This is a genomic window from Clostridium nigeriense (genome assembly GCF_900086595.1).
Classification (GTDB): Bacteria; Bacillota; Clostridia; order Clostridiales; family Clostridiaceae; genus Clostridium; species Clostridium nigeriense.
In genome coordinates this window covers 3035954-3049218 of the sequence record NZ_LT575472.1, presented here as the reverse complement: position 1 = coordinate 3049218, position 13265 = coordinate 3035954, and the positions used below count along the sequence as shown (strand labels likewise).

General features: G+C 27.7%; 12 protein-coding genes. 11 read left to right on the top strand and 1 reads right to left on the bottom strand.

Going from position 1 to position 13265, the window contains the following annotated elements:
- Positions 1–9 precede the first annotated feature (9 nt).
- The 5 genes from BN6774_RS14320 to BN6774_RS14300 all read left to right on the top strand — a co-directional run bounded on the left by BN6774_RS14320 (position 10) and on the right by BN6774_RS14300 (position 4329).
- Complete coding sequence (locus BN6774_RS14320) at positions 10–1260, top strand: NAD(P)/FAD-dependent oxidoreductase (RefSeq protein WP_066894958.1); 1251 nt, start codon at positions 10–12, stop codon at positions 1258–1260.
- A 10-nt stretch (positions 1261–1270) separates the two neighbouring features.
- Positions 1271–1627 carry a DUF1667 domain-containing protein gene (locus BN6774_RS14315; protein WP_066894957.1) on the top strand — a complete coding sequence of 119 codons (357 nt, stop codon included), beginning with the start codon at positions 1271–1273 and terminating at the stop codon, positions 1625–1627.
- Positions 1628–1832: 205 nt separating this feature from the next.
- Complete coding sequence (locus BN6774_RS14310; protein ID WP_066894955.1) at positions 1833–2102, top strand: ACT domain-containing protein; 270 nt, start codon at positions 1833–1835, stop codon at positions 2100–2102.
- Between the two features lie 24 nt (positions 2103–2126).
- Positions 2127–3482, top strand: a complete 1356-nt coding sequence (locus BN6774_RS14305; protein ID WP_066894953.1) for a PFL family protein — start codon at positions 2127–2129, stop codon at positions 3480–3482.
- Between the two features lies 1 nt (position 3483).
- Positions 3484–4329: a protein phosphatase 2C domain-containing protein gene (locus BN6774_RS14300; protein WP_066894951.1), complete on the top strand. Its 846-nt coding sequence runs from the start codon at positions 3484–3486 to the stop codon at positions 4327–4329.
- 96 nt (positions 4330–4425) lie between these two features.
- Here BN6774_RS14300 and BN6774_RS14295 read toward each other — a convergent pair whose 3' ends face one another.
- The gene (locus BN6774_RS14295; protein ID WP_066894950.1) at positions 4426–5049 is read right to left on the bottom strand and encodes a GntR family transcriptional regulator; all 624 of its coding nucleotides are present in this window, start codon (positions 5047–5049) and stop codon (positions 4426–4428) included.
- A 253-nt stretch (positions 5050–5302) separates the two neighbouring features.
- Here BN6774_RS14295 and helD point away from each other — a divergent pair, with 253 nt between their 5' ends.
- The 6 genes from helD (at position 5303) to sigF (ending at position 13227) form a co-directional block, all read left to right on the top strand.
- Positions 5303–7588, top strand: coding sequence for an RNA polymerase recycling motor HelD (helD, locus tag BN6774_RS14290; protein WP_066894948.1), 2286 nt, complete (start codon positions 5303–5305; stop codon positions 7586–7588).
- 99 nt (positions 7589–7687) lie between these two features.
- The gene (locus BN6774_RS14285; RefSeq protein ID WP_066894945.1) at positions 7688–8860 is read left to right on the top strand and encodes an FprA family A-type flavoprotein; all 1173 of its coding nucleotides are present in this window, start codon (positions 7688–7690) and stop codon (positions 8858–8860) included.
- 326 nt (positions 8861–9186) lie between these two features.
- Positions 9187–11490 (top strand): AAA family ATPase, encoded by a 2304-nt coding sequence (locus tag BN6774_RS14280; RefSeq protein WP_066894943.1) that lies wholly within the window; start codon positions 9187–9189, stop codon positions 11488–11490.
- A 191-nt stretch (positions 11491–11681) separates the two neighbouring features.
- Complete coding sequence (spoIIAA, locus tag BN6774_RS14275; RefSeq protein WP_066894941.1) at positions 11682–12017, top strand: anti-sigma F factor antagonist; 336 nt, start codon at positions 11682–11684, stop codon at positions 12015–12017.
- Between the two features lie 13 nt (positions 12018–12030).
- Positions 12031–12462, top strand: a complete 432-nt coding sequence (gene spoIIAB, locus BN6774_RS14270; RefSeq protein WP_066894939.1) for an anti-sigma F factor — start codon at positions 12031–12033, stop codon at positions 12460–12462.
- Positions 12463–12471: 9 nt separating this feature from the next.
- Complete coding sequence (sigF, locus tag BN6774_RS14265) at positions 12472–13227, top strand: RNA polymerase sporulation sigma factor SigF (RefSeq protein ID WP_066894937.1); 756 nt, start codon at positions 12472–12474, stop codon at positions 13225–13227.
- Positions 13228–13265: the final 38 nt, after the last annotated feature.

The following is a 13265-nucleotide window of genomic DNA, read 5'->3' as shown; positions in this document are numbered from 1 at the left end:
AGGGGTATTATGATATATGATTTAATTGTTATTGGGGGAGGACCGGCTGGACTTGGAGCTGCTTACGAAGCTTATAATAATGGTGTAAAAAATATTTTAATTATTGAGAGAGATAAGGAACTTGGAGGAATATTAAATCAATGTATTCATAATGGGTTCGGTCTCCATACATTTAAAGAGGAGCTTACAGGACCAGAATATGCTGATAGATTTATAAAATTTATTAAAACTACTGGTATAGAGGTAAAATTAGATACTATGGTTTTAGAAATTGAAAAGGATAAAAAAGTTCATGTTATTAATGAATATGATGGATATATGATACTTGAAACTAAGTCTATTATACTTGCAATGGGATGTAGGGAAAGAACTAGAGGAGCAATAGGTATAGTAGGAGATAGACCATCTGGTGTTTTTACAGCAGGTGCTGCTCAAAGATATGTAAATATAGAGGGATATATGCCAGGAAAAGAAATTGTTATTTTAGGATCTGGTGATATTGGACTAATTATGGCAAGAAGAATGACCTTAGAAGGGGCTAAAGTTAAAGCAGTAGTAGAACTTATGCCATATTCAAATGGTTTAAATAGAAATATTGTACAATGCCTGAATGATTATAATATACCCCTTTACTTATCACATACTATAACTGATGTAGTTGGAAATAAAAGATTAGAAAAAGTAATTATAAATAAGGTTGATGAAAATAGAAAGCCAATTAAAGGAACAGAAAGAGAACTAACCTGCGACACTTTATTATTATCAGTAGGTTTAATTCCGGAAAATGAATTATCTAAAAGGGTAGGTATTACTTTAGATAATAGAAATAACGGGTTGGTTGTTACTGAAAGCATGGAAACTAATATTGATGGAATATTTGCGTGTGGAAATGTAGTTCATGTTCATGATTTAGTGGATTTTGTAACAGAAGAAGCTAAACATACAGGAAGGTCAGTAGCAAGATATTTAAATAATAAATTAGAAAAAAGTAAATATATAGAAATAAAAAATGGTAAGGGAATAACTTATACAGTTCCACAAAGAATATCTATTAATGATATAGAAGATAATTTAACTATTTTTATGAGAGTTGATAATGTTTATAAAAATAGGTGTATAAAAGTTAAATCTTTAGATAATGTAATTCAAAGCCTAAATAAAAAACATTTAGCGCCAGCAGAGATGGAAAGAGTAATAATAAAGAAAGAGATATTAAAGGACTTAAATGATGATATTACAATATCTATAGAAGATAGGTAGGTGGAGTAAAATGGAAAGAGAATTGATTTGTATATGTTGCCCGATAGGATGTCATTTAAAAGTTAATATAGAAGAAAATAAAGTAGCAGGTAATGGATGTAAAAGAGGCTTGGATTACGGCATTAAGGAAGTGAAAAATCCAGTTAGAATATTAACTACTACAGTTAAAGTGAAAAATGGTGAACTTCCTTTAATACCTGTTAAGACTAAGGGAGAAATACCTAAAGATTTATTGTTTAAGTGCATGGAAGAATTAAAAAAGATAGAACTTATAGCCCCTATTAAAATTGGAGATGTAGTAATTTCTAATATATTAGGAACAGGAATTGATGTTATAAGTTGTAGAGATGTAAAAAACTTGAAATAGTCTAATATAAAGAGAATAGGTATTGATAATAGAAGTGGACAAATTTAATTTGTCCGCTTTATTTTTAAAGTAAATAGCTTAATGTTACTTACTAATAATACTATATTTTATATTTGTATGAAAATTGACAAAGAGCGTTAGTAAGGATAAAATTATATTAACTTTTTTTGGATATAGATTTAACAGAAAGTAGGAGTTGAAGATTATGAAGGCGATTTTAACAGTAATAGGAAAAGATAAGGTTGGCATTGTTGCAGGAGTAAGTAATGAATTATTAAGATTAAACATTAATATTTTAGATGTAAATCAAACTATAATGGACAAGTACTTTACTATGATAATGATGTTAGATTTAAAAGAATCTAATTCAAGTTTTGATATTATTAAAAATTCATTATTGGCTAAGGGTGAAGAATTAGGAGTTGAAGTAAAGATTCAAAGAGAAGAAATATTTAACTCTATGCATACTTTATAAAAAGAAGGATATGGAGGGTGAGATATGAATAGCAATAATATTTTAGAGACCATAAAAATGATAGAAGAAGAAAAGCTAGATATAAGAACTATAACTATGGGAATATCTTTACTAGATTGTATAGATTCGGATGGAGATAAGGCAAGAGAAAAAATATACAATAAGATAGTAAGTAGTGCTAAGGACTTAGTTAAGGTTGGGAAAGAAATAGAAAATGAATTTGGGATACCTATAGTGAATAAAAGAGTTTCAGTAACTCCAATATCTATAATTGCAGGAGCTACAGACGAAGAAAATTATGTTAAGTTTGCTGAAACTTTAGATAAAGCAGCTGAAACCTTAGGGATAGACTTTATAGGTGGATTTTCTGCATTAGTTCAAAAAGGATATACAAAGGGAGATAAAATTCTTATTAATTCAATTCCAGAAGCTTTAGCTAAAACTAGTAAGGTTTGTTCATCGGTAAATGTAGGATCATCAAGATGTGGAATAAATATGGATGCAATTAGGGAAATGGGAGAAATAATTAAAAAGACTGCTGATTATACTAAAGATACAAAGGGCTTTGGCTGTGCCAAACTTGTAGTGTTCTGTAATGCTGTTGAGGATAATCCTTTTATGGCAGGAGCTTTCCATGGAGTTGGAGAAGCTGACAAGGTAATAAGTGTTGGTGTAAGTGGACCGGGAGTTGTACAAAGAGCTTTAGAAAAAGTTAAAGGTGAGTCTTTTGATGTAGTAGCGGAAACTATAAAGAAGACTGCATTTAAAATAACAAGAATGGGACAGCTAGTAGCAAAGGAAGCATCAGAAAGATTAGGGGTACCTTTTGGTATAGTAGATTTATCATTAGCTCCAACGCCAGCAGTAGGAGATTCAGTTGCTCATATTTTAGAAGAAATGGGTCTTGAAGTTGTAGGAACCCATGGAACAACAGCTGCCTTAGCTTTATTAAATGATGCTGTTAAAAAAGGTGGAGTTATGGCATGTAGCCATGTTGGTGGATTAAGTGGAGCATTTATACCTGTTTCTGAAGATGCGGGAATGATAGATGCTGTGTTAAATGGATCTTTAAACTTAGAGAAGTTAGAAGCTATGACTGCAATTTGTTCTGTTGGATTAGATATGATTGCTGTACCAGGAGATACACCTGCAGAAACAATTGCAGCTATGATAGCGGACGAATCTGCAATTGGAATGATTAATAACAAAACAACAGCTGTAAGAGTTATACCAGCACCAGGGTGCAAAGTAGGTGATTTAGTTGAGTTTGGAGGGCTGTTAGGAACAGCTCCAGTTATGCCTGTAAATAAGTATTCATCTTCACTATTTATACAAAGAGGTGGAAGGATACCTGCTCCAATCCACTCATTTAAAAATTAATATGAATAATTTAAAATATTTATCAAAGCAAGGTTCTAACACTAAGCCCTGTGAAGATAGAATAACAGTTTTAGAGAATACTGCCTGGGTTTTAGATGGAGCAACAGGTATTACAGGTAAGAAAATTACGAATAGTGAAACAGATGCTGTTTGGTATGTAGAATCAATAAATAATTATTTAAAAGAAAATATAAATACTTCTAAAAGTATTAAAGATATAGTTAAAGATGCAATTAAAGAAACAAAGGATAAATACATTAAATTTAAGGGGTTTAAAGATTTAAAAGAAATAGATTATCCTTGTGCAGCCATAGCTTTAGTCAGATTTAATGATAATTATCTTGAGTATTTTGTACTTGGGGATTGCACAATTATTATTAAAGAAAATGGAGAAAAAGCAATAGAAATTGTGGATAATAAATTAATAGAGCTAGAAGAAAAAATTCTAAAATCAATGTCTAAAACTGCTTTTGAAAAAAACATTTCTATTTTAGAGGCTAGGAACTATTGTAATAAGGAAGTTCTTGATGTTAGAAAATTAAAAAATACTAATAATGGATATTGGATTTTAGAACTAAATAAAGAAGCTGTAGATCATTGTTTATATGGGAAAATAAAAATAATTAATTCTACTAGTATTTCTTTAACTTCAGATGGATTTTCTCAATACTATGATACCTTTAATTTAACTAAAGGATATGAAGATTTTATAAATATAGTAAAAGATACAAACATAGAAGAAGTATATAATAAATTATATACTAAACAAGAAGAAGACAGTAAATGCAATAACTTTCCAAGACTAAAAAAAAGAGATGATGCTAGTATAATATATTTTGAAATATAAATAAGAGGGGGTGTTTGTAGCAACCCCTCTTATTTATATAATATTGTAATACTTTAATAAAATTTACTAAATAAGAAAAGATATATAAGCGTACTTTTAATGCAGGGAAATATAATTTTTAACTGTTTCTAAAACAGAATCATCCCCAACATAAACTACAATATCATCTTCATTTATTATAAAATATGGTCCAGGTGATAAGAACATATCTCCATTCCTTTTAACAGCAATAATTGTTGCTTTTGTATTGTGCCAAAAATCTAATTCTCCTATACTTTTTCCCACAGCAAAACTATCTTTTTCAACAATACTTTCAAAGGGAATTATTGATCCAACATTTCTAAGTTGTGTAGCAAATTCAATTATAGAATTAATATTTTTTTCTAATTTATCATCTATTTCTTTTCTTTTCTTTATTAAATCAAAGGTTTCACTATTTAAGTATGTAAAGTCAGATTTAGTTTTAAATTTATTTAAAAACTCTTTTGCAGAGGTTTTGTCATTGATTATTATTCCACTTTTTTCGTTAATAGTAACAACATTCATATCTTTAAGTAAGGCAAGTGACCTTCTAATTGTTTCTGGAGATACATTATAGATACTAACTAAAGTAGTTCTACCAGTTATTTTTTCTCCTTCAATGAATTGATTATTTACTATTCTATGAGCTATATCAACAGCTATTTTGATATAATTAGGTGTTTTAGTTTGTTTAGACAAAATGATCCACTCCTTTACATTCAAATTCTAACATACAAAACTAGAAAGTAAAATACTTATGAATCTATATATTAACAAAAGAAAATAATATAAAAAAAGGGAATAATTATTACTTCTAAAGTAGATAATCATATTATAGAAATATTTACTTGAAATATATAAACATATGTTATGTCCTAAAGATGTTATTTAATTGAATTTAAATTTTACTTATTCTATAATTAACTTAATAGTTTGAATTAGAGGTATTTGTATGGAGAAAGAAGGTTTAATATTAGAAAAAAAGATTTTAAAAGAAAAAAGAGGGAAAATAAAAGGAGAACTTTCAGAAAAAATAAGGAATTTTGAGGTTATTAATAAAAAGCTTAAGCTTTTAACAAGAGAGTCTAAGGGAAGTTATAGTGAAGAAAAAGAAACAACTGAAAAAATTTATTCAGTATTAAAAAAAGATATTAATAATTATGAAGAAGCAATTAAGACTCCTTATTTTGGAAGAGTGGATTTTAGAGAACTAAAGGGACAAAAAGAAAGTATATATATTGGAAAACAATCCGTAAATTCAAGTCTAGATGGTGAAGAAATAGTAGTAGATTGGAGAACTCCAGTTGCAGATCTTTATTATAGTGGAACAGGGGGAGATGCTTATTATAAGTCTCCTAATGGTATAATAGAAGGTAGCTTATCTTTGAAAAGAAAATTTTTATTTAAAGAAGATTCCCTACAGGATATATTTGATGAAGGAATAAATGAGATAATTATAAAAAGTGGTTTAGAAGAAAGTGACTTAGTAGATGAGTTTTTAAAAATAAATTTAGAAGAAAGTAGAGGGAAAAAGCTAAAAGAAGTAGTAGCAACAATTCAAAAGGAACAAAATGAAATTATTAGGTGGCCAAAAAACTTACCTATAATAGTACAAGGATCAGCTGGTTCAGGTAAAACAACAGTTGCATTACATAGGTTAGCTTATTTAATCTATAGGTATTCAGAAAGTATAAAAGGTAAAGATATATTAGTATTGGCACCGAATAAATTATTTCTAGATTATATTTCAGATATACTTCCCAATTTAGGTGTAAATGAAGTTAATCAAACTACATTTCAAGAGTTAGTTTTAAAGCATTTAAAAAGCAAATTTAAAATCAAAGGTAAAGATGAAAAATTAAAGTACATTATAGAAGCTAATGATTTGGAAAAATGTAGATTTACAATAAATTCATCTAAAATAAAAGGTACATTAATGTTTAAAGACATTATAGATAGATACATATCTTTGTTAGAAAGTGCTTCTGTAGAAATAACAGATATTACTATAGAAGGGTATGTTTTATTTAACAAAAGAGAAATAATGAGATTATATTTAAAAGATTTAAAAAGCTATCCAATTAATAAAAGAAAAGATGAGATAAAGAGATATTTAAATTTAAAAATAAAAGAGAAAATAGAGATACTTTGTCTTCAAGTAGATTTAGATTGGGATAAGAATATTAAAGAAATAAAAAGAGAACTTAATGATTCTAATGAAAGAAGAGCTAGACTTATTAAAGTATATTCTGAAAGAGATAAAATAAAAGAAAGTATAAAGAGTAATTCTAAGAAAGTTATGAATGAATATTTTAAAAATTGGAGAGGCATAACTTCAAAGGATATATATTTTGATTTATTTAAAAATGAAGAATTTTTTGAGTTTGCTACATTAGGAAATATACCTAAAGATCTTTTGGATTTTATGAGAGAAGAACTAGAAGAAAATAATAGTAATGGAGTAATTGATGAAGATGATTTAGCACCACTTTTATATATAAATATGCTTTTAGAAGGTGTTGAAGAAAAAAACAAATACTCCCATATAGTAGTAGATGAGGCCCAAGATTATAACCCTTTTCAGATATATTTAGTGAATAGATTAACAAAGGGAAATTCTTTAACATTAGTTGGTGATATTGCACAAGGAATTTATTATTATAAGGGAATTAAAAGCTGGCAGGATATAGTAGATAAAGTTTTTGAAGGTAAGGCTACATATATTCAATTGACACAGAGTTATAGATCTACAGTTGAAATAATTGATTTTGCAGAGTGTTCTTTAAAAGCACAAAATTTAAATTTAAAAAATGCTAAGCCAGTTTTAAGACACGGTGAAAAACCTAAAATAGTTAAATGTAATAGTGAAAAAGAAGCTGCGTTAAAAATAAAAGATATAATTAACGAAATCTTCGAAAAAGGAAAAAGTAGTATAGCTATTATTACTAAAACAGTAGAAGAAGGAAAAGCAATAGAAAAAATTATTAAAAAGGAAACTAATCTAAAAATTTCCTTACTAAAAGGTAATGAAAAAGAAAATAATGAAGATATAATAATAATTCCATCTTATTTAACAAAAGGATTAGAATTTGATGCCACTATAATATATAATCCAAGTGAATTAAATTATAAAGATAATATATTAGACCAAAGACTTTTATATGTTTCTTTAACAAGAGCTTTACATTATGAATATATTATAGAAATAAATAACCTAACTAAGATGATAAGAGCGTAAAACTATATAAATAGTAGAATTTTATAATTGTTTGTAGAATAAGTTCATGGTAAAATATTACTGAAAATGAACTACTAGATTGAAGTTGGAGGCAGGGATATGGTACAAGAAAAATTAAAAGATAAAATTTATTGGGTTGGAGTAAAGGATCCAGATTTAAAGGTTTTTGATATTATTATGGAAACTAAAAAAGGAACAACCTATAATTCATATGTAATTAATGATGAAAAAGTTGCAGTAATTGACACTGTGAAAACTGGATTTTATGATGAATTCAAACAGAATTTAGTATCAGTCATTGGTGAAAAAAATGTTGATTACGTTATAGTACAACATACAGAATTAGATCACAGTGGTTCTTTAATTAAGTTAATAGAGGATTATCCTAATGTTAAGATAGTAGGGACAAAAGCAGCTATTACTTATTTAAAAAATATTTTAAATAGAGATTTTAATTATATTGAAGCTAGAGAAGAGATTAATCTTGGAGAAATAACGCTTAAGTTTATTACAGCTCCAAACTTACATTGGCCAGATACAATGTTCACTTATGTAAAAGAAAGAAATTTATTATTTACGTGTGATTTTACTGGATCACATTATTGTCCAGAAGGTGGAATAACATCAAGTTTAAATGATGATTATTTTGTTGAAATGAAGTATTATTTTGATTGTATAATGGGGCCATTTAAGAGATTTGTTTTAATGGGACTTGATAAAATTAAAAATTTAGAAATAGAATGTATTGCTACAAGTCATGGACCTGTTCATGTTTCTAATATCGATAAAATTTTAAATCTTTATAGAGAATGGGCAACAGAAGAAAAACTAGATGACAAAAAAGTAGAAATATTTTATATTTCAGCTTATGGAAATACTGAAGCAATGGCAAAATTTTTGAAAAATAAGGTAGAAGAAAAAGGTTTTAAAGCTGATATAACAGAAATAACTTCTGTTTCAGTAGAGGAATGTATAGCTAAAATTGAAAAATCTAAGGGATTTATGGTTGGGTCTCCAACAATAAATCAAGATGCAGTTAAACCTTCATGGGATTTATTATCAATGGTTAATCCTATTATTAATAGAGGAAAAGCAGCATTAGCTTTTGGTTCTTTTGGATGGAGTGGAGAAGGGGTAAAAATGCTTACATCAAGACTTAAAGATTTAAAACTAAAGGTTGTAGAGCCAGGATTATCCTTCTGTTTTGTGCCATCAGAAGAAGATTATAAAATTGCTGAGGAAGCAGTTAATAAATTCTTAGAATTAATGTAATAAATTAATAGAATTATATATTAAGGGGTTGTTTGTAACAGCCCCTATTTATATTTTTATTAACTTAGTTTTAAGTGTGCTATATAATGGTGAGGTGACTTGAGGCGAAGGCAAGGTCATAAGCAAAATTATATAGTACACTTTTTTATTATGACATTACTGAAAGAGTAGATTCATATAATAGAGTATATTTCTATTAATTAAATTAATTTTCAAATTTTATTCCCTAAACCGGTATTATTAGAATATCTATATAATAAATAATTAAAAAAGGGGGGGAACTGCTTCTAAAAAAATTGCAAAAGCGATTTGAAGGTAGGAAAGGTATGAGAAAAGAGTTAACTTCACAGGAAGTAAAATTTAACTTTAATTTTAAGGCAAGGGAACAAAAAGGTAACGTAACTATGATACCTGAAATAGATGGAGAGTATGAAAAGATAGGAAGAGCACTTAATATAAATAAAGAGGGCTATAATATTTATTTGATAGATTCCTTTTCAAAGGAAAAATTAATAAAACTTCAAGCTTATATAAGGGAGCAGTATAAAAATTTAGAACCTCCAAAGGATATTTGCTATGTAGTATTAGAAGATTATAAAAAACCAGAGTATTTATTTGTTTCTAATGGTAATGGCAATAAATTAAAAGAGGCAGTAGAGGAAATTAGAAATAATTATATAGAGCTGGTAGAAGAGTTCTACAATTCTTCTACAGAAGAAGAAAAGGATGAATTAATAGAAGAAATACAAAACAAGAGAAATTCTTATATAAGCGAATTAATGGAAATGGCAAAAAAAGAAAACTTTGAAGTAAAAGTAACCAATAAAGGCTTTGCTTTTATACCATTAATAAATGGAAAAGCAATTAGTGAGAGAGAATATGATAATTTAGAGAGAGATAAGAAAGAAGTAATAGTAACTAAGGCAACTATTTTAAAGAAAAAAGCAGAGGTAGTTTTAGGAAAAATTAAGGAAATCGAAGTGAAGTCTATAACAAAATTAAAAGAAATCTATAGTGATTTTTTATCAAAGGAAATGGAAGATTATAGGGATGAAATATTATTTGAATTTATAGAAGACGATAATGCTTATGAGTATTTAGAAAAGCTTTTTCTTTTAATAGAAAAAGATATTATAGGATGTTATACAATGGATATAGAGGAAGATGAGGAGAAACTATATGATATTATTAATAAATATAATATTCATGTTCTAGTGGATAATAGCTCTATTTATCATCCCCCTATAATATATGAGGAAGATCCAAATGTAAATAATTTAATGGGATTTTTGGAGCATGAGAATCACAATGGAGTATATACTACGGATATATCTTTAATAAATTCTGGATCATTGCTAAAGGCTAATGGAGGATGTTTAATTTTACGAATGAGTTCTTTAGCAAGCAATGGTTATGCATATTATTATTTAAAAAAGGCTTTAATTACAAATAAAATAACTTACGATGCATCCAAATCATATTTAGATTTAATATCTATTAATACTTTAAAGCCACAACCAATACCTATAAGTCTTAAGGTTATTTTAATTGGTGATATGGAAACCTACGATACATTGTATAATCTAGATGAAGATTTCGGAAAGCTTTTCCCTTTAAGAGCTGAGTTTTATCCAATAGTAGAAGCTAATAGTAATGTTACAGCATATATTAATAAATCCATTGATAAGAAGATAAAAGAAAATAAGTTAATGCCAATAACAGATGAAGGAAGAAATGAAATAATAAAATATTTATCAAGAAGTGCAAATAGAAAAACTAAGATAAATATAGATACTATAGAGATTGATAAAATAGTAATTTTAGCTAATGATAATGCAAAAAAAAGAAAATCATTACTGATTGAAGGTAATGATATAAGAAAAATAGCTTATTCTAAAGAACGAATAGAGGAAGAATATGATAAGCTTTATGAAGAAAATAAAATATTGCTTTCAGTAACTGGTGAGAAGATAGGCGTAATCAATGGGTTATCTGTATTAGATACTGGATACCACTCTTTTGGAAAGCCTGTAAGAATTACTTGTATAACTCATAAAGGTAATGGAAAAATAATAGATATTCATAAGGAAAGTAGGTTAAGTGGGAAAATTCATGAAAAATCTATAAATATTCTTAGAGGTTTAATGAGCAATATTTTAGATTCTTATGAAGATATACCAGTAGATTTCTATTTGAATTTTGAACAATCTTATGGAATAATTGATGGTGATAGTGCTTCTGTTGCGGAAGCTATTTGTATGTTATCATCTCTATCTAAGAAACCAGTTAAACAAAATATTGCTGTTACAGGTTCAATTAATCAACTAGGTGAAGTACAAGCAATAGGTGGAGTAAATGAAAAAATCGAAGGATATTTTAGAGTTTGTGAATTTTTAGATAGCTATAAAAACAAAGGAGTATTAATACCTGCGTCAAATAAAGATGAGTTAATTTTAATGCCTGAAGTAGAAAAAGCAATTGAGGATGGAGATTTCCATATATATGTAATGAATACGTTAGAAGATGCTATAGAAACTTTGATATTAAAAGAAGATGAAACCTTAGATGAATTTTATTTATCTTTAAAGGAAGAAATAAAAAAATATAAAAATAAAAAAGAAATTAAATAAGCCTTTATTAAAGAATTAGTATGTACATCATATTAATTCTTTTTATTTTTTGAAATTTTCTTTGAAAAGTAATATTTGTATTTGACTATGAATAAACTAATATGTTAAAATTATGGAAAAAGAAGGAAATTAAATATTCTATGGAGGAGGTGGATCTCTAAAGCTAATGTTATTGCTTTAGAGTAGTTTGTATGTATCTAAAATTTGATAAAAAAGATGACAAGCTAATTGTAGGTTTAATGGGAGAACTAGATCATCATAGTGCTGAAGAAGTTAGAGTTAAGATAGATGACAGAATAGATAGAGATAACATAAAAAAAGTTGTTTTAAACTTTAGTGGAGTAACATTTATGGATAGTTCAGGAATTGGAGTAGTAATAGGCAGATATAAAAAAATGCAAAATAGAGGCGGGAAATTATGTGTTACAGATATAAATAGAACTGTAAACAAGGTCTTTGAAATTTCTGGTATGTATAAGATAATAGATGTTTATAGAAATATTGATGAAGCCATAGTGAATATTTAATGGAGGGTTTAAAATGGTTGATAATAAAATTAGTATTGAATTAATGAGTAAATCGCAAAATGAAGCTTTTGCAAGAGTGGCAGTTGCTGCTTTTGTATCTCAATTAGACCCAACGGTTGAAGAATTAACAGATGTGAAAACAGCAGTTTCTGAAGCTGTAACAAATTCTATAATACATGGTTACGAAAACAAAAAAGAGGGCATAATCAAAATAGAGGCAAGTATTAGTGGAGATGAAATAACTATTAGTATTGAAGATTATGGTAAAGGAATTAAGAATATTGAACAAGCGATGGAACCATTATATACTTCTAAACCAGAGTTGGAGAGGTCTGGAATGGGTTTTACAGTTATGGAAACATTTATGGACAATTTAGAAGTAATTAGTGAATATGGGAAGGGTACAAAAGTTGTTATGAAGAAGAAATTTAATACAGTAAGTTAGGTGAAGTAGATGGAAAATGGAAGTATTAGAAAAGAGGTGTATAATTACGAAGAAAATTCACAATTAATACCTCTAGCCAAAGCAGGTAATCAAGATGCTATGAATAAGGTTATTGAAATGAATTTACCTCTTGTATCATCCATTAGTAAAAAATTTCTAAATAGAGGTTATGACTATGAAGATATATTCCAAATAGGATCGATTGGTCTAGTAAAGGCTATAAATAACTTTGATGATAAATTTAATGTTAAGTTCTCTACTTATGCAGTTCCTATGATAATAGGAGAAATAAAAAGATTTATTAGAGATGATGGAATAATTAAAGTTAGTAGAAATGTGAAAAGTTTAGCTAGAAAGCTTCATTTTGACAAAGAAAACTTAACTAAGCAATTAGATAGAGAACCAACTATTGAAGAACTATCCGAATTTTCAGGTGTTGAAAAAGAAGAAATACTGTTTGCCATAGAATCTTCTGTAAATATGCAATATCTCTATGATACTATTCACCAAGATGATGGAGCTCCTGTTTTACTTATTGATAAGTTAAGTGAAAAAGGAGAAGATGACAGCGAAATGATTAATAGACTTGCTCTTAAAGAAGCATTGAGAAGTTTAGATAGTAAATCAAGGCAAATTATAGTCCTTAGATACTTTAAAGACAAAACTCAAGTGCAAGTTGCAAAGATGCTTGGAATTAGCCAAGTTCAGGTATCTAGAATAGAAAAGAAAGTATTAGGATTAATGAAAGAAAAACTTCAGGAATAAACCTATTTTAATAGGGTAGCAAGAAAACATAATTAAAA